The sequence below is a fragment of the Sphingobium sp. JAI105 genome (genome assembly GCF_015752145.1).
In the GTDB taxonomy this organism is placed as follows: Bacteria; Pseudomonadota; Alphaproteobacteria; order Sphingomonadales; family Sphingomonadaceae; genus Sphingobium; species Sphingobium xenophagum.
Map to the genome: position 1 here is coordinate 137730 of NZ_JADOUC010000001.1, position 26331 is coordinate 164060.

General features: G+C 62.5%; 3 protein-coding genes (1 of these 3 cut by a window edge). All 3 read left to right on the forward strand.

What is annotated here, in order from left to right:
* On the forward strand, positions 1–24053 hold the 3' portion of the coding sequence (locus tag IWY39_RS00655; RefSeq protein WP_231377473.1) for a putative Ig domain-containing protein. It extends 13021 nt beyond the left edge of the window; the window shows 24053 of its 37074 coding nt (coding positions 13022–37074); its start codon lies off the left edge, out of view; its stop codon occupies positions 24051–24053.
* Positions 24050–24352, forward strand: coding sequence for a DUF3467 domain-containing protein (locus IWY39_RS00660; protein ID WP_107123561.1), 303 nt, complete (start codon positions 24050–24052; stop codon positions 24350–24352). The genes IWY39_RS00655 and IWY39_RS00660 overlap by 4 nt, the downstream gene beginning before the upstream one ends.
* A gap of 143 nt (positions 24353–24495) precedes the next feature.
* A complete protein-coding gene (locus IWY39_RS00665) occupies positions 24496–26325 on the forward strand; it encodes an HlyD family efflux transporter periplasmic adaptor subunit (protein WP_107123560.1) in 1830 nt (609 codons plus the stop codon).
* The last annotated feature ends 6 nt before the right edge of the window (positions 26326–26331 follow it).

Consider the following 26331-nt stretch of genomic DNA (forward strand, 5'->3'; position numbering starts at 1 on the left):
GGCTGGGAACGGTCGATAGCTGGACCGATCGCGTCTATGTGTCGCGCGATGACATATTCGGCGATGCTGATGACATATTGCTGGGCGAACTGGTGCATTCGGGTAGCGTGGCGGTGGGCGAAAGCTATGACGCCAATCTCGACCTGATCCTGCCTGCCGGATTTTATGGGCGCTATACGCTGTTCGTCCGTTCGGACGCGACGGATGCGGTGTTCGAAAATGGCGCGGATGCGAACAGGACCGCGCTGGCTGGCTTTTTCGACGTGTCGCCGATCGTCTGGGCCGATTTGCAGATTGATAGCGTCGTTGCGCCCACAGTGGCGCAATCGGGCACATCCATCGATGTGACATGGCAGGAAAGCAATCAGGGCATCGGCCTCACCAACACGGGCGAATGGTTCGACAGCGTCTATCTGGAAAGGACCGACGGCAGCGGCCGGATATTGCTCGGCTCGGTCAACCATCTCGGTTTCCTGGGGGTAGGGGACAGCTACGAACGCACGGCCAACTTCACGCTGCCTGACGGGATAGCGGGAGAGTATCGCATCGTCGTGATCGCGCCGGGTTCCGACAATCCCAATGCCACACCCTATGAATTTGCCTTTACCGGCAACAATAGCGGCACGTCCGCCCCGATCAGCATCTCGCTGGCGCCGCCACCCGATCTTCGCGTCACGGCCATCTCTGCGCCGACAAACGGCGTCGAGGGCGGCGTCGTCGACATTAGCTGGACGGTCAAGAATGAAGGGCTGAGCGCGGCTGAAGGCAGTTGGGTGGACAGGGTCTATCTGCGCAAGGCGGGCGACAGCGGTGCTGGCACGCTGATCGGCACCTACAGCTATACCGGCCCGCTGGCGGCGGGCACCAGCTATACGCGGCGCGAGGAAATGCGCCTGCCGGCCAAGACCAGCGACCGGTTCGAGGTGATCGTCGTTACTGACGCCGCAGACGCGGTTTATGAACATACGGCGGAAACGAACAACCGCTCGGTCGATGACGAATCCATCCTGGTATCGGTGCTGCCCCGCCCCGATTTGCAGATCAGCGAAATCATTGCGCCTGACCGGGTGACGGCGGGGGCGACCGCGTCGGTCGATTTCACCGTCATCAACCAGGGGCTGGTGGAAGCCAATGGCAACTGGACCGATCAGGTCTGGCTGTCGCTGGACGACAAGATCAGCGGCGACGACATTCTGGTGTCGCGCCTAGCCAACCCGATCGCGCTCGGTTCGCTGGAAAGCTATGAATCGAGTTCCGCCACCTTCACCGTGCCATTGCGGTTCCGGGGCAATGTGTTCGTGCTGGTGGCGACCGATAGCGGCAACGCCATCGACGAATGGCCGAACGACACGACTGCCAGCAACGTGCGCGCGCAGCAGATTTATGTCGAACCCGTGCCCTTTGCCGATCTGGTCGTCGACAATGTCGTCACCAATGCCCAGGCGTTCGAGGGCAATAGCGTGCCGGTGCGCTATACCGTGACCAATCGCGGCGCGGGGACCAGCAACCTGGGCCAATGGACCGAGCAGGTCTGGCTGACGAAGGACAAGAACCGGCCGCACCCCGGCCTTGGCGATATATTGCTGACCAGCCTGACCTACACCGGCGACCCGCTGGAAGTCGGACAGGGCTATGACCGCGAACTGACTGTGACCCTGCCGGCAAGCGTGGTTTCGGGCACCTATTATATCATGCCCTGGGTCGATCCCTACGCGACGCTGCTGGAGGATTCGCTGGCCATCAACGTCAATCCCGACGATCCGGCCGAAATTCAGAGCAGCAACTATCGCGCCCGCGCGATCCAGATCGTTGGCACCCCGCCCGTGTCCAGCACGCGCGCCATTGCGGTGACAGACGTAACCGCCCCGGCAGAGGCCAAGGGCGGCGACGACTTCACCGTCAGCTGGACAGTGCGGTCGACCGGGGACGCCAGGGCGACTGGCTGGACCGATCAGGTCTATCTGGCCGACGCACCGTTGCTGGAGAATGCACGCAACATATTCAGTCTGGGCAGTTTCGGCAATCTGTCGCCGCTCGATCCGGGCGCGAGCTATACCAACAGCGCCACGTTCAAGCTCAATCCCGCCGCGGCCGGGCTCTACGTCATCGTCAAATCGCTGCTGGGCGGCGATCCCAACACGCTCGACAACGCAAAATTCGCCAGCACCAGCGTGACGAACGCACCGGCCGACTTGCAAGTGGTCAGCGTGGTGCCCGCAGCGCCGGGCGTCGTCGCTTATTCCGGCGAACGGACAAGCGTTACCTATACCGTGGAGAATAAGGGCGCGCCGGTCTGGTCGGGCACGCAATATTGGACCGATCAGCTGTGGGTGTCGAAGGACCCCACATTCATCGAAAACCGCGCAACCTATGTCGGATCGGTCACGCAGGCCAATGAAGGGCTGGGCACGGGGCAGAGCTACACCAACACGCTGGAATTCGACATGCCGCCGGGCGTTGACGGCGAATATTATGTCTATGTGTTCACCAACACGCCAAGGCGGCCCGTGGTGCCCAGCGACATCGTCCGGTCGGGCGATAATGATTCGCTGAGGGACCAAGCTTTCCGGAATTTCGTATTCGAGCTGCCCGCCGGGACGGTTAAACAGGCGCAGTTCCCTGTCGTCTATCGCGAAGCGGACCTCAAGGTTACCGAACTGACCCTGCCGGACACGCTGCCCGCGGGCGGCACGGTTGAAATCAGCTTCCGTGTCGAAAATGTCGGCACCCGCGCGACGCGCGAGGATAGCTGGGTCGACCGGGTCTATCTGTCGCTCGACGCCTCGCTGGATGAAGGCGACTGGCTGATGTCGCGGGAAGCGTCGCCGGGCGTCATCGTCCGCGCCGAAAACGCGCATGTCGGCATACTCAATCCCGGCGAATCCTATATTGCGAAGGTCACCGTCAGCCTGCCGTTCGAGCTGGAGGGCGAATTCAATGTCATCGCGGCTACGGATTCGGGCCTGGAGCAGTCGGGCTACGCCAAAAGCACGTTGTCGCCGCGTTTGTCCGGCGTGCGCGGGCAGGTCAACGGCAAGGTCAAGGAATATGCAGGGGAGGGCAACAACCTCACCGTCCAGCCGGTCACGCTCACGCCCTACACCCCGCCAGACCTTCAGGTTGCCTCGCTCGGCGTGCCCCTGCGCGCGACCCGTGGCCAGCCGTTCCGCGTGGAATATAGCGTCACCAATGCGGGCGGCGCGACACCGGCCCTGCAACCGCAGTGGGACGACCTCGTCTATCTTTCCCGCGATCCGTTTCTTGACCTGACATCGGATCGTTTCCTGGGCTCGATCCGCCACACCGGGGGGCTGAACGCTGGCGGCACCTATTCCGTCGTCAAGGATTTCGTTGTGCCGGGCGACTTGGGCACCGAAGCCTATTATGTGTTCGTGGTGACCGATCCGGCGCGCTATGACGCCACGGGCAGTCTATTTGAGGCCGACGAGCGCAACAATATCCGCGGCAGCGACGTGCCGATGGTCATCGAGTTGCCACCGCCCACCGACATACAGGTCACCGATATTGTCGCGCCCGACAACAAGCAGGCAGGCGATCCCGTCACGATCAGCTGGACGGTAACGAACAAGAGCACAGTGACCGCGTCGGGCAGCTGGAGCGATGCCGTCTATCTCTCGCGCGATGCGACCTGGGACGTAGGTGACAAGCTGCTGGGACGCGCCAATTTCGCAGGCTCCCTGCTGGCGGACCAGAGCTATACGCTGAGCCTGGATACGACGCTGCCCGGTGCGGCGGCGGGCGACTATCGCATCATCGTGCGGGCCGACGCGCGTAACCAGTTGTTCGAGGATGTGGGCGAGGCGAACAACATCACCGCCGCCCCCAACGCCACCAGCATCTCGATTGAGACGCTGACGCTCGGAATCCCCTTGTCGGTCAATCTGAAGCCTGGGCAGGAGCGGCTCTACCGTATCGTCGTGCCCGCCGAACAAACGTTGCGGTTGCGCGTAGCCTCCGATGACGAGCGGGCGATCAACGAAGTGTTCGTGCGGCATGACGATGTGCCGACATCGGCGTTGTTCGATGCGACCTATACCGGGCCACTGGCTCAGGAACTGACCGCGATCGTTCCCGATACGGAGCCGGGCGTCTATTATGTGATGGTGCGGGGCTATAGCGGCCCGGATGACGGCAGCACGGTACGGCTGATCGCCGATCTGATGCCGATGGTGATCACCAGCATAGAGACCGATACCGGCGGCGACAGCCGCTATGTGACGACCACGATCAAGGGCGCGCGCTTCCACGAGAATGCGATCCTCAAACTGTCCCGGCCGGGCATTGCCGAATTCGAGCCGGTGACCTGGAAGGTGATCGACAGCAGCACGATCATCGCGACCTTCGATTTTACGGGCGCGGCGCACGGCCTTTATGATCTGAAGGTCACCAATCCCGATGGGGCGCAGACGGTCGAACCCTATCGTTTCCTCATCGAACGGGGCATCGAACCGGAAGTCACGATCGGCGTGGGTGGCCCGCGTGTCATATTGGCGGGCGATCAGGCGACCTATTCCATCGCGCTCAAGAATATCTCGAACCTCGACGCGCCCTATACCTATTTCCAGGTCGGCGTGCCGGAACTCAATTACAACCAATATGTCTATGGCCTCAAATTCCTCGAATTCTTCACCAATGTGCGGGGTATTCCAGAGGGTGCGGAGGGCAGCGACAACGCCAATGTGCCCTTCATCAATCTGGAATCGATCACCAATACCAACGGGCAATTGCTGACATCGGGCTTCCTTTTCGATCAGCCCGCTGACGGCTTTGGCGGCTTCACGGTCAACGTCCGCACCTATCCTGGCCTCAAGGAAATGGCGGATCGTGCCTTCAGCGCGTTTCAGGACAGGATGAACAGCCAGTTCCCCGACCTCGCGCCGCTCCTCGATGGAGGAGAGGGCGGACTGGGCGAATGGTGGGAAGCGGTGAAGGACAAGGTGAGCGAGATCATGCCTGCCGCGCGCAGCACGCTCGACCAGCTCGATTTTGTCGGCCTTTACCAGCAGAATAGCGCCGTGCCGAGCAAGGACGAGATCCCGTTCATCCCGTTCCGCTTCCATATCGTCGCTGCCGCCACGACCATGACGCGGGCCGAATTTGTCGAGTTCCAGTCGAAGCAGGCGCGCGATTTGCGCACCGCCATCCTGGAGGCGAATGACGCCCCCGCGCCATTGCTGGCGCTTGCCGCCGATGAAGAGCAGTGGACGGAACTGTATCTCGCCGCGCTCGAACAGGCCGGGCTGTTGCGCGACGAGCAGGACGTGCCGCCGATCCGGACGAAACAGCATATCGTCAGCCTGATGACCACGTTGGCATCGGGCATCTTGTTCGGCCCCGGCGGCTCGTCGGTACGCTCCACTGGCGATCTGCTCACCTTCTTCGATCAGGTCCGCGCCTATTACGGGCATGAAGAAGGGCTGATGGCCGCCATCGAATATATGGACCCGCGCCATAGCGACAAATATGATGGCGAGGTGCCGGTGCCGGCGCTGCCGGAGCGGGCCGACTATGATCTGGGCTTGTCCACGCCCACGCATTTCGAAGCGTTCCGGATTTTCGTGCCATGGGTGCCATTCGACCAGCGCGGTGCAGGGCTGCCCGCCGATTTCCAGATCAATGGGCCAGAGCCGGTCGACGGCCAGGAATTTGCCCAGCTGGATTTCTCGCGCTTTTTCGCCAGCGAAGGGCAGGTGAACCGGCTGGCGTCGATCACCGGGCCGCAGACGCTCGACACGCAGGGCTGGCTGCCGGGAGCGGCGGAACTGCCCTATACCGTCGCTTTCGAAAATGCGGCTGGTTCAGCGCGCTATACCAATGAAGTCCAGATCGTCACCACGCTCGATCCCGATCTTGATCCGCGCAGCTTCCGGCTCGGCGATATCAAGATTGGCGACATCACCATCGACGTGCCTGATGGCCGCACCAGCTTCGACGCGGAGATTGATTTCACTGCCACGCGCGGTTTCATCCTGCGGGTCAGCGCAGTGCTGGACCTGTTCCAGCAACCGGCAAGTGCGAGCTGGCTCATCCAGGCGATCGACCCGCTGACCGGCGAAGTGTTGCAGGACGCGACCCGCGGTTTGCTGGCGCCCAATGATGCCAGCGGGACGGGCGCGGGCTTTGTCAGTTACACGGTGGTGCCGGGCGACGATGTGGCGACCGGCGAGCGCATTTCCGCCTCCGCACGGGTGCTGATGGATGGCTTTGCGCCAGAAGACACCATCGTCCTTAGCCAGATGGTCGATGCCGTAGCGCCGACCAGCACGCTCACCGCCAAACGCGTGGGCACGACAGCCAATTTCGAGGTGAACTGGCGCGTTCTGGACGATGTCGGCGGTTCCGGCGTCAAGCATGTGACGCTTTACACCGCTGAAAATGGCGGCGATTTCAAAATATGGCAACGGATGTTGCCCGACGCGAGCGGCATGCTGGTCTTTGAAGGGGAGGCTGGCAAAAGTTATGAATTCCTGGCGCTCGCGACTGACATTGCGGGCAATCGCGAAGTGCCCAAGCCCGGCGTCAACGCCATTTCCGACGGGTCCAGCGTCAATCTGGGTGGCGTGCCCACCGTGCCCGACACGACGGCGCCCAATTTCGGGCAGCCGCCAGCACCCACGCCGGAACCCTCAACCAACGCGCTATTCACGCAGGCCGAAGCGCTGGTTCCTGCTGCGGCTCCGCTGAGCGCGCCGAGCGAATTTGATTCCGTCCTCAGCCCCTTTGTCGCCCGCGCTTTCGCTACCGGGATCACGCGCAGCACGACCGAAATCGGCCCGATGGCGATCGTGGAGACGCCGGACGGCGACTTCCTTGTTTCCGGCGGCACCAATCGCGGCACGATCTGGAAGTTCAGCGGGCAGGGCGGCGCGGCGGCGACGCCGTTTGCGGAGCTGGACACGCCCATTTTCAACATGGCGTTCGATGCCGAGGGCGGCCTGTGGGCGACCACGGGCGGCGGGCCGCTGCTGCGGCTCGATCCGCAGACCGGGGCCATTCTGGACCGGTTTGGCGATGGCATCACCATCGCGCTGGCGGTGCATCCCACGACCGGCAAAATCTATGTGTCGACCAACAGCGGCGTGTCGATCTTCGATCCCGACAATGGCAGCTTCACCCAGTGGAGCAGGGACGAAAATCTGCGCGTCGGCAGTCTGGCCTTCGACGATGACGGTGCATTGTGGGCGGTGACCTGGCCCGACCGCAAGCAGGTGGTGCGTTTCACCGATCGCGCGCGGGCGGAAACAATGCTCACCTTCGATGCGCCCGCAGATTCGCTGGCGTTCGGCCAGGCCGGGACGCGGCTCGAAGGATTGCTGTTCGTCACGCACACGGCCGGAACGGTGGACGATGCAGGGCTGGCCGAACCGGGCGGCGCGCTGACCATGGTGGATAGCGCGACCCTGCGTCGGATCGACGTGGCCAAGGGCGGTTCGCGCGGCGATGTCGTCATCACCACGAGCGATGGCCGTGTTCTGGTGAGCCAAAGCAACCAGGTCGACATCGTGGCGCCCGCGACCGCGCCCGTTGTCGTCGCCACGAATCCGTCTCCCGATGCGCAGATTGCGCTGCCCCAGGCTTTCCTGTCGGTCACCTTCGATCAGGATATGTTCGCCGGTTCGGCCAGTCAGGCCGGATCAGTGACCAATGCGGAATATTACACGCTCAACCACGCCACTCTGGGCGTTCAGCAGATCCGCGCCGTCACTTATGATGCGGCCAGCCGGACCGCGTATCTGAACGTCGGCAATATCCCGGCGGGCGATTATATACTGACCATCGGCGCGCCGCTGACATCGGCCAATGGCCAGCGCATGGGTGTCAATTATCAAACCGGATTTTCCGCGTTCGAGGATATTTCCACGCTTGTCGACATCCTGTTCGAGGATACGAGGCTGGACCGTGCGACGGGCACCATTTCCTACAAGGTCACGATCACCAACAAGACTGACGGGCCGATTACCCTGCCGGCCTTGTTGACGATCGACCCGCTTGGCGGCTTCCCCGGCATTCCGCAGGGCGCGACCGGCCAGACCGACGATGGCCGCTTCCTGATCGACCTGTCGGGCGCATTGCCTGCTGACGGCGTGCTGGAGGCAGGGGAAAGCACGTCCGGCCGTACGGTTTCGATCACGACTTCGGCCAATCGACGGCTTGATTTCGTGACCGGCATCGTCGCGAACGCGGTTCCCAACACCGCGCCGTCCTTCGTCAGCGTGCCACCGCAATCAGCGACCGTCGGCACGCCGCTCCGCTATCAGGTGGTGACGAACGACGCGGAAGCGCAGGCGGTGTCCTTCGGATTGCTGACCGCGCCTGCGGGCATGACGATCGACTCGACGACCGGCCTGCTGCAATGGACGCCCCCTGCGGGGACGGCATCGCTCGCGCCTGTGGTGATAGAGGCTTTCGATTCACGCGGCGCCGTGTCGCTGCAACGCTTCGTGCTGGCGATTGCCGGGGGCAATCGCGCGCCGGAATTTGTCTCGTCCCTTTCCGCCGTGTCGAGCGGGGAAGGGCAGTTGTTCGAATTCGAACTGGTTGCAGTCGACCCTGAATCGCAGCCGCTGACCTATTGGGCGGATGGTCTGCCTGCCGGGGCGACCTTCGATCCGGCGACACGGGCATTTTCCTGGTTGCCAGGCTATGAATCGGCGGGGACATATGATGTCCGCTTCTTCGTCACCGACGGCCTGTCGCGTGACGAAGTGGTCGTCACCCTGTTCGTCGCCGAACGGAACGAGCCGCCGCAGGTGGTGCCCGTTGCCGACAGGATCGCGCGTGAAGGCGACTTCGTCAATTTCCGGATCAACGCCAGTTCGCGCAGTGACCGCGAACTATCCTATGGCGCGGAAGCGCTGCCCTTTGGCGCGACGCTGAACCCGACGACCGGCGAATTTTCCTGGACGCCCAACTATATCCAGAACGGCGTCTATGACATTGCCTTCTTCGTCACGGACGGCGAAACGCTGGTCCGGTTCGTCACGAAAATCACCGTCGAAAATGCCAATGCCGCACCCGTGTTCGACCAGCTTGACGGATGGCAGGTGCTGGAAGGGCAACAGCTTGCCTTCAACATATTCGCCTTTGATCCCGACAACCCCTATTATACCCCCGCTCTTCGCAACGGCGAAACGGGCGAGGCGGTCGAGACCAGCGAAACGTCCCGGACAGTCACCGTCGAGTTGATCGGCGATCTGCCGCCCGGCGCGACTTTTGACCCGGACACCTATGATTTCACCTGGACGCCGACCAATGTGCAGGCTGGCGATCATGTGGTGCGTTTCCGTGCGACCGATGACGGCAATGGCACGGGTGTTCCGCTAACCACGGACATCATCGTTCCCATCAGCGTGTTCAACCAGAACCGCCGTCCGGTGGTAAGCCCGATCGAAAATGCGACGGTCGCCAAGGACGCGGTTCTTGAAATTCCCGTCAGCGCCACGGACGCGGATGGCAATCCGCTCGTCCTGGCCCTGCGGAACGAAAGCCCCTTCCGTCCGCTGCCCGATTTCATCACCTTCGTCGACAATGGCGACGGCACCGGCAAGATCCGCGTTGCGCCCGGCGCCAATGCACGGGGGGATCATGTCGTCATCCTCACGGCGACCGACGATGGGGACGGAACGGATGAACCGCTGGCGGGCGGCTATGCCTTCACGATCAAGGTCACCAGCCCCAACGAGGCGCCGGAAATCGGCTATATCGGCGATGTCGTGGCCGTGATCGGCGAGACGATGAAGGTCATCGTCAATGTCACCGACATGGACCAGGATGCGCTGACCTATGCGGTTGCCGGACTGCCGGGCGCAACGATCACGCCGACCAGCGTTTATGGCCGGGCGTTGATCGAGTGGACGCCCACACTGGCGCTGGCGGGCACGCATGATGCTCTGGTCACCGTGACCGATTCCGGTAGCGGTGCCGTTACGCCGGTAAGCGACACCGCCGCGTTCAAGGTGGTGGTGCGCGCGACCAATACGGCCCCGCAGCTTGCGCCGGTCGGCAATCATAGCATCACGGAAGGCGAAACGCTCTCATTCACCCTGGGCGGGGCTGACGCGGACAATGACAGCCTGACCTTCACGATGAGCGGCGCGCCCGATACGGCCTCGCTCGATCCGGCTACCGGCGCATTTGTGTGGACGCCGCCGCTCAATTCCAGCGGTGAATATAGCATCACCTTCTCCGTCAGCGACGGCCATTCAAGCAGCAGCGAAACGATCATATTGACGGTCGCCAATGCCAATCAGGCTCCGGTGTTCGTGCCGATGGGCCTGCAACTGGCGCGGGAAGGCGCGCCGATGGTGTTCCGCATCATCGCGGGCGACCCCGATGCCGATCCCGTCATCTATCAGGCACCCAACGGCTTGCCCGAAGGCATGCTGTTCATCCCCGCGCGGGGCGAAATTCAATGGACGCCGGGCTATGCGCAGGCCGGTGATCATATCCTGCGCTTCACCGCGACCGACCCGCTGGGTGCTGTCGATACGATCGACGTCACGGTCAGGGTGGCCAATGTCAACCGCCTGCCGGTGCTCGACGAAGGCTTCCACGCCTTCCTGATCGGGGAAGAAAAACGGTTCACCGTTCGGGCGAGCGATCCGGACAGCGAAGATGTCCTGACATTCTCCGCAGAGGATTTGCCCGAAGGGGCAACCTTCAATACTGTCACCGGCGAATTTGTCTGGACCCCCGGTCCCGGCCAGGCGGGCGATTATGCCGTCACGCTGATCGCCGATGACGGGCGGGCAAAGGTCCGGCAGACCATATTGCTGCGCGCGACGATCGATCCGGTGCCGCCCGTCGTCCGCCTGGAACTGACGCCCAGTTTCCCGGCGGCGCCGGGCCAGAATGTGCTGATCCATGCCGTGGCCGACAGTCTGGCGGACATCACATCCCTGCGCGTTCAGCTTGACGGTCAGGACGTGCTGCTCGACGCCAATGGTCGGGCGACGGTAGTTGCCGGGGCGCCGGGCAAATATGTCTTCACCGTCACCGCGCGGGATGCAGATGGTGGTGAAAAGACCATCACGCAAAGCTTCAAGGTCCGCGATCCGCTGGACAAAAATGCGCCCAGCGTCTTGTTCGACGGCGCGATCGATGACGCTATCGTTACGTCGACCCTTGCGATTGCCGGGACCGTCGACGACAGCAATCTCGACCGCTGGACGCTGCAACTGATCGACGGGCAGGGCGACGTCACCCTGCTGGGCGAAGGCGGTTCCAATCTGACAGGCACGCTCGCGACGCTTGACGGGCGCAGTCTGGCGGATGGATTCTATCGTCTGCGGTTGACCGCTACCGACATTTCCGGTCGCACCAGTGTCGACACGGCGATGATCGAATTGCGCACCGGCGCTGACAAATTGTCCCGCTATACGACGCAGCATGTCGATATATCGACCGTGCTGGGCGGCGTGCCGTTCGATCTCGTCCGCGCCTATGACAGTATCACGGGCAAATGGACGTTCCTTGGGATCGACGCCGATATTGTGACCAGCGTCGGCACCCAGCCCAATGCGGGTGGCGCGCTGCCCGCGTTCGAGATTGGCACGCGGCTGTTCCTGACCCTGCCCACTGGCGAGCGGGCGGGCTTTACCTTCAACCCTGTCGAAGAGGTTATTGGCGGACAGACTTTCTACCGCCCCGCCTGGATAGCCGATGGCGCGCATGGCTGGCAGTTCAGCTCGATCGATGTGCAGCTTCGCAAGATTGGCGGCAAATTCTACGATGTGGATAGCGGGGCGGCCTATAATCCGGGTTCGCCGTCATTTGGCGACCGGGACTACGCCCTGCGCGCGCCTGATGGCACGATCTACATCCTCGATAGCCAGCGCGGCACGGTCGAAATCCAGAAGGCGGAAGGCAAGCTGCTGATCGGCGACAGCGGCGTCACCGCACTGGGCGGCGATGCGTTGCGTTTCCTGCAGGATGCGCGCGGCAATGTCACCCAGGTCACCGATGCGTCGGGCAAGGCCAGCATCTATAGCTGGGACGAGGATAACCGGCTGACCGCATTGCGCGACCTCGTGACCGGCGCTGGCATCCGTTACGGCTATGTCGATGGGCGGCTGGCGCTCGAAGTGCCATCGTCTGGGACTGGCAAGCGGATCGTCTATGCTCCCGACGGCACAGTCGCGACCGAAGCGATTGTCGCTGATCTGGCTACTCCGGCAAAGTTCACCGGCCAGACGATATCGGGCGATCTTGGCGCAGGCGGGGCTGCAAGTTTCGCCTTCACGCTGCGTGAAACCGAACTGGAAGGATTGCCCAATGCCTTCGTCATTCTGAGGGTAGAGACGACAGGTTCGGTCACGCCGCAGATTGCGGGGCTATCCCCCCTGGCCAGCGCGCAGGCGGGCGGCAAGGTCGTGACCCTGTTTGCGTTGTCCACATCGGGCCTGCACGAATTGCGGATTGCCGGCAGCGGCGCCTACGCCTTCGAAATGCGCGCTGCGGGCGACATTAATGGCGATGCGAAGGTCGACGGACTGGACAGCGCCGCCGTGGTCGCGGCCCTGGCCGGATCGGACATCAGTGGCGATGGCGTGACGAACGCGACCGACACGCAGATCGTCGCTGCCAATTATGGGTTCCGGGCGAACCAGTCGCCCCTGATCGCCCCCACCATTCCGACGGAAAAAACCCATGTCGACTTGCAGCGCTATGTCGACCTGACCAAGCTGGCGACCGATCCCGATGGAGACCGTCTCTATTTCCGGGTCGTCGGGGCAACCGGCGGATCGGCGGCTCTTGCCGCTGACGGGCGTGGCGTCCTGTTCACGCCGACCGCTGGCTATTCTGGCGCGGCTTCGATCCGTTTTTCGGCCGATGACGGCTTTGGCAGCTCGGCGGAAGGCGTCATCGACATCAATGTTTCCGACGCGGCCTTGCTGTCGTTGAATTTCGCGCAGCGCCAGCCTGCCTTTGCGGCTGCTGGCGAAAGCGGCGGCGTGGCCCTTATCGGTCAATTCGCCGATCAGGCCGATGTTGCTCTCCCCTATTCCTATGTGACGGCGAGCGTCGGCCATCCCGACATCGTGCGTCTGGGATCGGACGGGACATTATTGGCTCTGGCCCAGGGTGCCACCTATCTGAAGGTTTCACGCGGCAACATTGCGGCGGCCACGTCCCTGACGGTGGGCGATCCCAATAGCGTGCGCGAGTTGATGACGCAGATTTACGGCATCAACGCCTATCCAGACAGCGTGACCCTGTTGCCCAATGGCGGTTCGCGCGCGATCATCACCAGCCTTGACGTGACGGAGGAAACCTTCGCCAACGGGGCGGCGGCGGGGACCGTCTATGTGTCGGCCGACAGCGCGATCGTGACCGTGGATGAAAACGGCCTGATGCGCGGCGTGGGTGCCGGATCGACCTTTGTCACGGTGATCAACGGGTTCAGCGAGGACCGGGTGATGGTGTCCGTCGCACCGCCGGTCATTGGCGACGATGTCGCGGTCAACGGCGCTGCTGGCGCGATTGTGCAGAATGCCGACGGCGTCCAGATCGCCTTTGGCCCAGGGGCGCTGAGCGGCAATGCCACGGTGACGATCGATACGCTGACGGAGGCTGAACTGCCCATCGTCATGCCGGCGACCGATGCATTTCATTTCCTGAGCGCGTTCGACCTTCAGGTCGATGGCGCGGAATTCAACGATACCGTGCAGATCGCCGTGCCGGTTGCGGGCAATGCTGGCGATCAGGTCTGGTTCTTCGCCAGCGTTGATTTGCCGCTTGGCCCTAATGGCGAGACTATCCCTGTCTGGACGGTCATCGATTCAGGCGTGATCGATGCCGACGGGATGGCGCGGGCGAAATCGCCGCCCTTCCCAGGCCTCAGCAGGCGCGGGTCCGTCCTGGTGGCGGGGGCGGCCAAGCCGCTGCCGATCCTGCGGCTGAACGTTGGCTTCACGGCGCTCAATGCGCTGGTATTTGCGCCCGCCATCGGCATTGCCGCCGTTGGTGGCCTGGCTGGCGCGACGGTCGCGCTGGGTCTGGCTGGCGCCGCGCTTGGATCGGTGGCGCTGCCATTGTTTGCGCAGCTCAAGGAAATCCAGATTTACGCCGATCTGGCGAAAGACCAGGAAGCCGTCCGCCGTATCGACCTGTCGCCCGAATTCACGCAAGCGGAACTCAACGACGGCAAGACGATCGTCGCCAACTTCCCGCCGCAAGCCTTCCAGTCCGACAAGGGCCCTGTGGTCTCCAGCGTGTCGACGCTGGTCGCCAATGACGGGAGCACGGCCGTCACGATAACCGGCCTTGACTTCATCGATGGCGAAGCCGGGTCGATCAGCGCCAAGAGAGACAATGTCCGCGTCGTCCTGACCCATGGATCAAAGCGCGTCGTCATATCCGACGCAGTGATAACGGGCGAAGTTGGCGGGGTGCAGCAACTCAAATTCACTGCGCCGCCCACTGTCCTGCTGGGGGCCAGCGATGTCACGATCGTGCGCCCGGCAGTCGGCTCGTTCGGTTCGGCGAGCGGCGAACCCAATGATTTCACGGAACTGGTGGAAAGCGCGGTCGTCAAGATCAACAATAAGGCGGGATATGCCTTTGTCGGCGATGCGAACGGCGTTCAGATCATCGATCGCAAGCTCTCGTTCGAAGAATCCCAGCCCAATGACGAATTGATCGCGCGCATCGATCTGGGCGCGCCGGTCAGGGAAATCGTCGTGACCGGCGATCTCGGCGCGGCATTCGTCGCGACCGAAAAGGGCATTGCCGTCATCGACACGCTGACGCTGCGCCAATATGACCTCAACCCCAATAGCAACGATGATTTCATCAAGGTCGAAGGCGGCGTTGTCACAGCGCTCGCGGTCGATACGGAGAATGGCTATCTCTACGCGGCCGGGCTGGGCAAGGTCTATGTCATCAACATCGATCCGGGCCGGGACAATTATCTTAAGGTCGTTGGCGATCCGCAACATACGCTGAACATGGAAATCACCAGCCGGGGTGAACAGTTCGGCCATATTACCAGCATGGCATTGAACGCCGACGGCACCCGCCTCTATGTCGGCCTGCCTGTCTCCGAAATGTTCGGTCAGCGCCCCTGGATCAACAATCAGAACAGCGATCCCGGCCTGATCATGGTCGTCAACGTCAATGAAGAACAGCGCCCTGTCGAGGGTGAGGCCAATATTCATGGCTGGCGTACGGTCGTCGACAAGGTGGCGTCGGGTATCGAAGTGTTCGATATCCAGCCGACGGTTGATCCGAACAAGATGGTGTTCGTTGCCCGTGGCGATCGCAATCGCGGCGCCAAATTGCTGGAATATACGCCAGCCGGCACGCATGTCGTTACCCAGATCGGCACCCTGACCATGGGTCAGGAAATCGGCGTGTTCGAACAACCGTTCACCATCGGCGGGCTGGTCGTCAGCGTGGACAAGAAGCGCAGCACGGATGAAGGCCGGTTTTCGCTTGGCCGGGTGCCGGACCTGAACGTCCATAATGCGTCTGGCATCGCGGTCACGCCGGACCTGGAATATATGTTCGTCGCCGATTGGGGCGTCCCGACACTCTATTGGTATCGCGACCTCGATTATTCGCAGCTGGTCGACGAATTTTATCGGGTCGGCTCCAAAATCCTTGTGATCAAGGACCCCTTCGGACCCAACCGCCAGCTTGTCGGCGCGACGACGCCGGTGCCCTTCGCGTTCCTGGAAGAACTGCGCGTCGATAGTTCCGGCACCAAGCTTTATGCCAATTACCGGGGTGCCGGTAACATCGTCATCATGGACATCAACAAGGTCCGCGACATCGCCAAGCGTAGCGATTTCGACAAGCTGCTGGTCGAATTCCAGGACAAGGCGATCGACAATCCCAACTATCCGTTCGACATCTATAATGAATCCACCGGACAAGGTGCCGTGGATGTCACCCGTCATGGCCGCGGGCTGGCGCTCAATGCGATCCAGGCGCTCAACCTGATCACTACGACGACCGAACTGGATATTCACGGCGACAATCCGCCGCCTCTGACGTTCAAATGGGAATTTGATCCGACACTGATGCCAGCCGGATCAGTGATGAAGACCAGCTTCTATCTCAGTTCGCTGGCGCCCGGTGACGGGTTGTGGCCCGACGATCCCATCCGTGAACGGGGCGTGCTGCAACAGCCCGACTGGCAGGGTGCCGACAAGCATCCCAGCCGCATCTTCACCAAGGTGAATCTGGAATCGGGCAAATGGCGGGTTCTGGCAAGCGGCGAAGTGGTGTCGGACGGGGAACTGCCGCCCGGCAAGTTTGAACTGACCTTCGATCCGGAGTTTGCGCGGGTTCTGACCGGCGGGCAGACCTATTTCTGGGGCGTGCGTTCAACCGAATTTGGAATTCGTGATTTCCGGCAGTTTACGGTTCTGCCCGATCAGGCGCCAGCCGGCACCTTCAACGGCGTGACCGTCCTGACCCACGGATTCCAGTTGGACGGCATCTGGACCGACAATGATTCCTTCCACCAGCCTGCCGCGTTCCAGGAAATGGGGGAGATGATTTCACGTCTGGGCGGGGGCGGTATCGTCCTGCTCTATGACAAGAATAAAGGCACCTGGGTGGACATGAGCGACCCGACCAGGGTTGTCACCGGTGATATGCTGGCCGCCTATGCGGGCAAGCCTGTCGTGCTGATTTCCGATTGGGTCCGCGAATCCGCCCATGCCGAAGCGGGCTTCTCCGAAGCTGCCGCCGACTCGCTGTTCGCCGCGCTCATGGATCTGGACGCTGAATCGAACAACACGTTGCTCAGTTCGCCATTGCATTTCATCGGCCATTCGCGCGGCACGGTGGTCAATAGCGAGATCATCCAGCGCCTGGGCTATTATGGCCGGGTCACGAGCGGCATTCACATGACCACGCTTGATCCGCATGATTTCGTGCAGGATTCGCTGGATATTCCGGTCAACACCCTGCTCAACATTGCCAAGGCCTATAGCAGCTTCAAATCGCTGGCGCTTGCCGTGCGGTCGGTCGCTACCGCGGTGGGGGCTGTCGGTTCGGCGGTCGGCTCCGGTGGCCTGACACTGGTCGCGACGGGCGCGATCCTGGGCGGCGTCGGCAAGGGCATGGTCGAAGCGGCAGGTGCCGCCAAGATGGCGTTCCGTATCCAGAAGTTCCAGGATCTGGCGCAGACATTGGGCATACAGCTTGATCCCGTGAAGTTCGGCGATTTCCTCGATCCCGACGTCAAATTGTGGTCGAACGTCAGTTTCAGCGACAATTATTATCAGGATGCGGCGTCGCAGACCTTCACGACGGCGACGCCCAACGGGCGCGACATCGGCCCGACGGATATATCCCGCTATCTGGGTGGCGTGGTGCCGGGTGTATCCGGTTTCAATCTGGACGATTTCGCCGGATTGGGGGCAGGCGGCCCGCATAGCCGCGTCTGGCAATGGTATGCCGGTACGATCGACACCAACATGACCAAGTTCCAGGGTCTGGATATCTATCGGCGCATCACCGACGATGGCATCCGGCCCAAAGTATTCGGCATACCCTCGCTCGATCAATGGAATATGGAACCTTGGTACTTTGTCGATCCGGCCAAGGTCACCAGCCCCAGCATGTCGGTGCGGATCGGTGCGGCGAACCAGATGGTCACCGGCAATACGACGTCCACGACCCATTTCAACATCACCGACGGCGTCGGCACCGGCTGGTTCTATTCCGTCGCAGGCGGCGGGGCGGACTTCCGGCCGATTATCAGCGGCGGCGAGGTGGACGTCACCACCGACAATAGCGAAGCGCCCAATCCCGGTGGTTCTGCCGTCCAGAGCATCTTCAACGGCAATTTCGAACAGGGCACGCGCGAATCCCTCAACGTCCATCTGGAACGCATTGCGACCGGCGAACTGGATGACGATGCCGGGCGCTTCCCGATTTCCTACGAAATTCCAGGCTTCGCATTTCATGGCGGGCAGGGGTTCAAGCTCGACCTGCTCGGCCTGCCCGACGCCGACGCCATCGGCAACATCGATGTCGCCGCGCTGTTCATGGTCAACACCAATCCCCAGGCACTGGTCAAGAAGGTACTGGTCAAGATCTGGGAGGACTTTTTCGACAGTCAGGTCAACCTGGCCAACCAGATTACGATCGGCAATTTCAAGCTGCCGACGCTGAACTTTGTCGAAGCGAAGCTGGCGGCCAAGGTTATCGGCTGGGCCGGTTTCGATGCCGGCAAGAAAATCGACATGGTCAACAAATATTTCAAGGCGACCAACAAGGTATTCAAGGCCGCCGGTATTGCGACGGAAGCGCTGAACGATGGTCTGAACACGCTGGTCGAAAGCACCGGCGTGACGATGTCGCTGGGTGCCGATACGAAGGATGAAGCGGGTCTGGAGCGGCTGAAAGCCTATGTCTCCAACGCAATCGAAAACGGCTTCGACAAGCTGTTCCCCAACCAGGACAATTATTCGCTGATCATGGGGGCCAGCGCGGCGCTCACAAAGATCATCGACTCCTTCCTGCCCGATGGCGACATCTGGGAAGCGATCAAGATGGAGACACGGCGTATCCTGCCGGGTCTGGATTCGATCACCCACAATTTCGTCTATGTGCCCAAGGACCAGCCCTATCTGACCTTCAAGATCTACAAGCCATATATGCTGCAACCTGGCGCGAAGATCCGCGTGCGGTTCGAAGGAGCGGGGCTGCCCACCATCGATGCGCTGGTCGCCAATCAGGAAGAGGGCGCGCGTCAGGTCGATCTGGGCACCGGCATGTTCACGTCCAGCGAATTCTCCGTCATCGTTCCCGACGAATATAAGGGCCGTTCGGCGACCATCACCATCACCCATGAAAACATGGCGCCGACCGAGGAAGACAAGCAGGATCTGGAAGACGCGGCGTTCATCGATGCGATCACCGATGCTGCCAAGGATCTGGGCACGGCCGTCAGCCAGATCTACCTGCTCGACGATCTGCGCTTTACGACGGTCGCCGCGATCAACGGGGTCATGCCCGGTTCGCCGCAGGTCGCGGCCGAAGGGGTCGCGATCACGCCCGCCGCTCCGGCCGTCACGCTGGAACAATTGGCCAGCCTCGTCGATGACGCGCGCCTTGCGTGGATCGCAGCGGGGATCAGCGACAGCGATGCGCAGAAATTGGCCGACCTTGAATTTGCCGTGACCGATCATCAGGGTGCGGCGCTGGCGGTTCATTCGGGCCATGTCATCACCATTGATGCGGATGGTGCCGGGCATGGCTGGTTCATCGATATTACGCCGGACGGATCGAGCGAGTTCCTGACGTCGGGCGGACGGATGCTCGCGATCGACGGTAGCGCGGCGGCAGGCCGCTACGACCTGCTCACCGTGCTCATCCATGAAATGGGGCATGAACTTGGCCTGTCGGAATTGCCGACCACGACCATTGGCCGGGTGATGAATGAAGCGCTGGGCCTTGGCGAGCGGCGCTTGCCCGGCCTGGCCGATCTGCCGGTCGTGCCGGTCGCAGCGCCAGTCGCGGGTGCCGTTCGCACCGTTACGTTGACTGGGACAGGCAGTTCGGTGCCGGTTGTCGTGGTTGGTGCGCCGTTCGCCTTGCTGCCTTCAGGGACGCCAGCGACCGCGCCGTTCCAGAATGGCGATTTTGGTACGGCGACGGGCTGGTCGCCAGTGGGTGGCGGCGTCGTGTCCAGCGGAGTGGGCGTCCTTGCCGAGGACAGCCGTTTCCTGTCCTCGCTCAACCAGAAGTTCGTCCTGCCAAATGGCGCAACGGAAATCAGTTTCCAGATCCGGTCTGCGGTGCTGGGGTCGAACAGTGCGCTGCCGCCCGATGCCTTTGAAGTGGCGCTGCTTGATCCGGTCACGGGCCAGTCGCTGCTGGGCGATCTGGACGGGCTGGACCTGTCCGACGCCCTGCTCAACCTTCAGGCTGATGGGTCGCTCTACCTTGCTCCCGGCGTGACCGTGACCGGCAATCCATTGACGGGCAGCGCGACGGTGACCGTTTCGCTTGCAGGGGTCGACCGCGGCAACGGCGCGTTGCTCTCGTTCGACCTGATTGCGATGGGTGACCTAGACAGCCGCGTGACCATCGACAATGTCGCGTTCGTCGCGGTGGCGAATAACGTGCCAGTCGCAACCAATGACAGCGGCAGCGGCGATGAAGATCAGGACATACTCGTCGATCTTCTGGCCAATGACAGCGACGCCGATGGCGATCTGCTGAGCATTGCGATCCTGAGCGGCCCGGCAAATGGCACGCTGATCCCGCCGACCGTGACGGGCGGAGCGTGGATCTATCGCCCGGATGCGAATTTCGCGGGAGCGGACAGCTTCACCTACAGCATCACCGACGGGCTGAGCGCGCCGGTGTCGGCCAGTGTCTCCATCACCGTGAACGCGGTGAACGATCTGCCGGAACTGGCCGTGGTGCAGGATCGCAGCGCGGTACAGGGCAGCTTCGTCACGCTCAATCTGCTGGGAAGCGACGTAGAGGATGTCGCATCGGGCCTGACCTACGCGCTCGTCTCCGGCCCAGCCGGTGCCAGCGTCAACCCGTCGGGCCTGTTGAGCTGGACAGCGGGTCTGCCGGGCATCGAGAATTTCACCGTGCGCGTCACTGACAGCGACGGTGGAATTGCCGAACGCAGTTTTGCGATCACCGTCGTCGCGCCGGGCAACGAAGCACCTGTCTTTGCCGCCCTGCCGGATCGGGATGTCAATGCGGGATCGCTGTTCACGCTCCAACTGGCCGCAAGCGATGATGATGATGTCGCGGCGGATCTGACTTATACGCTGATCGCTGGCCCAAGCGGCGCGACGCTATCGCCTGCCGGCGAATTGCGATGGGTAGCGACCGGAAGCGGCCCCCGTCAGGTGACGGTCCGCGTGACCGATCCCAAAGGCGCGTTCGACCAGCGGAGTTTCGCCCTGAATGTCGTGCCGGTCATCGGCAACACCGCACCGACGCTGCCTGTCCTTGGCGATGTCGCGGTTGAAAGCGGCAAGCTCCTGATCCTGCCGATCACGGCCAGCGACAATGAGGATGTCGCCGAAGCGCTGACCTATTCGCTGGTGAGCGGCCCCGATGGAGCGGCCATATCGGCCAGCGGCCTGTTCAGCTGGCAGGCGGGCAATCCCGGCTCCCAGACCGTGACAGTGCGCGTCACGGATACCGGCGGGCTGATTGCCGAGCGCAGCTTTGCGATCCAGGTCTCCAACCCTGCGCCTATATTCGCGCCGATCGCCGATCGCTCGGTATCGACAGGCGGCACTGTCGCGATCACGCTTTCGGCCACCGACAGCAACCATGGCGCAGCCCAGCTCGTCTATTCGCTGGTCAGCGGTCCGGCAGGCGCAAGCGTGACGAGCGATGGCCAGTTCAGCTGGACAGCCGCCGGGCTGGGCAGCCAGCCGGTCGTGGTTCGCGTGACCGATCCGCTGGGCGCATCGGCGGAGACGGGCTTCAACATCGAAGTCACGAACGTCGCGCCGGTGCTGGCCGATGTCGGCCCGGTCGCCGTGAATGAAGGCAGCATGCTTTCGTTGCAGCTGGTCGCCAGCGATACCGAGGATGCGGCGGCGGACCTGACCTATACATTGATCGCTGGTCCAAGCGGCGCAACGCTGTCACCCACGGGCGAATTGCGATGGGTCGCGACCGGAACCGGCTCCCAGACCGTGACAGTGCGCGTCACGGATACCGGCGGGCTGATTGCCGAGCGCAGCTTTGCGGTCCAGGTCTCCAACCCCGCGCCTATTTTCGCGCCGATTGCCGATCGCTCGGTACAGACGGGCGGCAATGTCGCGATCACGCTTGCGGCCGCTGACAGCAACCATGGCGCAGCGCAACTCGTCTATTCGCTGGTCAGCGGTCCGGCAGGCGCAAGCGTGACGAGCGATGGCCAGTTCAGCTGGACAGCCGCCGGGCTTGGCGCTCAGCCGGTCGTGGTTCGCGTGACCGATCCGCTGGGGGCGTTTGCGGAAACGGGCTTCAACATCGAAGTCACGAACGTCGCGCCGGTGCTGGCGGCTGTTGGCCCGGTCACGGTGAATGAAGGCAGCATGCTTTCGTTGCAGCTTGTCGCCAGCGATGCCGATGATGCGACTGGCGACCTGCTATTCTCGCTCGTCTCCGGACCAGCGGGCGCGACGCTGACGGCTGGCGGGCTGCTGAACTGGCGCCCTGCCGACGGCGGGGCGGAGGCGGCCTTTACCGTCCGCGTGACCGACCCCCATGGCGCGCAGGCGGAACAGAGCTTCAACGTCGCCGTGGCCGATGTCGCGCCGGTCCTCAGCGTGTTTGGCCTGACCACGATATTGACCGGCAAAACCTATACGATCGCGCTGGGTTCGAGCGATCCGGGCGACGACCGGCCGATCGAATGGGTCATCGACTGGGGTGATGGCACGACGCCCACATCGGTGGAAGGCAGCGCTACTGCTGCAAGCCACATCTACGCAGAGGACGGCAATTTCCTGGTCAGCGCGCGCTTGCGCAATGACGATGGCAGCTTCTCGGCGACACCGCTCGGCGTCGTCGTCAATGATCCGCCATTGCTGCGGTTGACGCAGGCGGGCTTTACCGATGGCGGGCTGGTCGTGCGTGTTTCCGAACCGCTGGATGCTCTGGCGGGCAGCCAGGCGGTGCAACTCACCGACGGCAGCGGCAATTCGCTCGCACTCACGCTCGGCCTCGCGACGGACGGGCTGGGCTTCACGCTCACGCGCGCCGACGGCAAGCCGCTGCAATATGGCAGCTATGATCTGGTCATTGCTGACGGTGCATTCATCAGCGCGGATGGTTCGGTGCTGGACGGCGATAATAACGGCCTGGTCGGTGGCGTCTATCGCACGCGCCTGACCTTCAGCCAGTCCATGGCGGGCAGCGCGCGCCTGCCCGACTTCATGCGCGGGCCGGGTGAGCATGTGGACGTGCCGCTTGCCGATAATGCCGGGCTGAAAGTCAGCTTCGCCAGCCAGGGCGGCGTCAAGACCATAACATTCACGGTCTTGTACGATCCCGCCCTGTTGCGGGTCGATGGCGTGTTGCCGGGCGCTGATCTGCCTGCGGGCGCGAGCCTCGGCTTCGTGACGGAGGCGGCCGCTGGCGGCAAGCGTCTGGCCCGGATCAGCGTCAGCAGCGATACGCCGATCTCTGCGGGCGACCGCTGGATACTCAGCCTGGATGCGACCGTGCCTGACACGGCTCCTTACGGGTCGAGCGAAGTGCTGGAAGTGAAGGTTGAGGCGATCAACGCCGCTGCGCCTTCCGTAACCGAGGATGATCAGGCGCTGCAACTGGTCGGCTATTATGGGGATGCCAATGCGGATCGTCGCCAGACCATGGCGGATCTGTGGCTGGCGACACGCGTGGCGCTGAACATCGACAAGGGCTTTGCGGCATGGGGCGACGCGCCGCCTGCGCTGGTCGCTGACATTCGCGACCATCGCCCATTGGCGAACCCGCTGCTGCCGGACATCGAATCCATCCCGGTCAAACCAGCGCCATTGTGGCAATCGCAGGTCGTGCTCCCCGCCGATTTCGGTCCGATCACCTACGGATTTTACGATGCGGTGGATCGCTGGGCGCAAGATATTCGAGCGACGGATTCGGCATGGTATGAAGTGGGGATGGACGGCAAAAAGCAGGATCAGTCCGACGCCACTGCTCCAGCCCCGGCAACAGGTTCCGACACGCCACCATCCCCGGCGTCGACACCAGCGCCCGTTGCGCCAGTGCCGACAGCGTCGGCCCCGGTGGATGACGCCGTCATGGCAGCGGCTGTCGCCGGGGCCGCGCCCGCACAGCCGAAAATCAACATGAACGCGCAGCCGGTTGCCAGCCGGATGATGGCCGCGATGACGGACGCGGATGATCAGTGCGCGACATGGCTGTCGCGCTTCCTGCTCGACAATGGCGATAGCCCTGCATGTTCCACGACTGATGATTTCCTCCCCATTCTCATTCCCGGTCTCAACCAGCCGAGAGAGAAGGCGGGCGACAAGCGCCGCAGGGATGCCATGCGTACAAGTGAAGGGCCTTCGGGCGAACTGGAGAAAAGCGAATGAATGACAAGACCGCGACGGCCAAGGGACAGGCCGCGCCGCGCCAGCAGAAGCTTCGGTTCAACAGTGCCAATGTCAAAAGCAGCTATTGCAACATGTGCAACGCCACCAGCACGCGGGAGGAAGTGGTGCTCAATTTCGGGGTGAACCAGAATTGGGACCAGCCCAGCACTACGCCCGCGGAACTGGAGGTTGATCTGCAACATCGGATCATCCTCAGCCCCTTTGCCGCCAAGCGGTTGAGCGAGGCGCTCTCGCAACTCGTGCGTGACTATGAAACAAGATATGGCAAACTCGCCTGAGGTCGATGTTGTAGGACGCTGATGGCGCGTAGATTTGCTTTCTGCGTCGATCGGGGTGGCTTCAGCATGGTTCGCCAATGGGGGCAAAGGCACGAGATGATGAGCCGGGCGATAATTTCAGGGGCCATGATAAGTTGAGAGCCATGCCCTCCACATCCGAACCGGCCGATGATGCCCGGCTATGGGCGTCGATGGCCAGCGCGCGCGATGCCGGGGCGTTCTGCCGCGCCTGGCTCGATCTGCAATGCGCGCGTACGCCAGGGGCGATTGCGGGCCTTGTCGTGCTGGAAGGGGAGGAGAACAGCTTTGCTCCGGCTGCCTCCTGGCCAGCAGGGCCGCAGGATATTCCCCATTTGCGCAAAGTGGCTGAGCAAACCCTGACCAGCGGTCAGGCGGTGGTTGAAAATGACCCCGATCATCCTGCGCATACCGGCATCGCCTATCCCATCGCGGCGGGCGGGCGGACCTATGGCGCGGTCGTGCTCGTCATCGCGGGCGCCACGGCGGAGCGATTGCAGCCGATATTGCGCGAACTCCATTGGGGCGTGGGCTGGATATTGTCGATCGTATGGCAGCATCAAGCCAACGAACAGGCCGACCGAAACGCCGCGTCCATCGCCGCACTGGATGTGCTGGCCGCGGTCGAAGAACATGAGAGTTTCGATGAGTCCGCCGTCAGCCTGTGCAATGCTCTGGCCGTCGCGCTTGAATGTTCACGGGTCAGTTTCGGCAAGGTTTACAAGGACAAGGTCTCGCTTGCCGCCATGTCGCATGGTGCATGGTTTCGCAAGAAATCCGATACCGCCGAAGCGATCGAGGCGGCGATGGACGAAGCGCTGGATCAGGGTGTCACACTCAGTGTTCCCTCGTCCGAGGGCAACCGTCTCATCACGCTGCAACAGGTCCGTCTGGCTGCCAGCGGCGGATTGATGGCGGTCGCGTCCGTACCGGTGCTGGATCGCGGACTGCCGGTGGGCGTCATCACGCTGGAGCGCGATGCGGACGGCGCGCCCTTCGCCCCCCGCGACCTGCTGTTCGCGCAGAGCGTGGCGAGCCTGACGGCGCAATTGCTGGCATTCAAACTGCGTGAGGAACGCTGGTTCGGTGGCCGTGCCCGGCGGCATATGATGGATGGGGCGCGTGCCCTGTTCGGCCCACGCCGTCCGCTTGCCAAGGCGCTTGGCGTTGCCGCTCTGGTGTTGCTGCTGGTCCTGCTCGTACCGCTTGCCCAGTTCCGCGTCAGTGCCGACGCTGCGCTGGAAGGGCGGGTGCAACGTGCCGCCGCAGTGCCCTTTTCCGGGTTCATCGCCCAGTCCCATGCCCGCGCAGGGGATGTGGTTAAACAGGGCCAGTTGCTCGCCACGCTCGATGATCGGGATTTGCAGATCGATCATGCCCGTTCGGTGAGCGAAGTGCAGCAGCTTGATCGGGAATATCGCGAATCGCTCGCCAAGCACGAGCGGTCGAACATGAATCTCGACGGCGCCAAACTGCGTCAGGCCGAAGCGCAACTGCGCCTTATCGAATATAAGCTTGCGCGGACGAATATTCTTGCGCCGCTTTCCGGCGTACTGGTTTCCGGCGATGTCAGCCAGCTCGTCGGCACCCCTGTCAAGGAAGGCGAAATCCTCTTCGAGGTCGCGCCGCTCGACGATTTTCGCGTCGTCCTGCATGTTGAGGAGGCTGACATCACCTATCTGCGGCCGGGGCAGAAGGGGCGCTTTGCCCCAACCGGCCTTGCCGGGGGAACCGTGCCGTTCGTCGTTACCCGCATCTCCTCCGTCACCGGGACGCAGGAAGGCAAGAACACCTTCCGGGTCGAGGCAGAACTGGACAGCGGCGCGCCACGGACGCTGCGTCCGGGCATGGAGGGCATTGCCAAGGTGACGATCGACCGCCGGTCCAATCTCTGGATATGGACCCGCGGACTGCGCAACTGGCTTCAGCTCTTCTTCTGGAAGTGGATTCCCTGAGCGCAT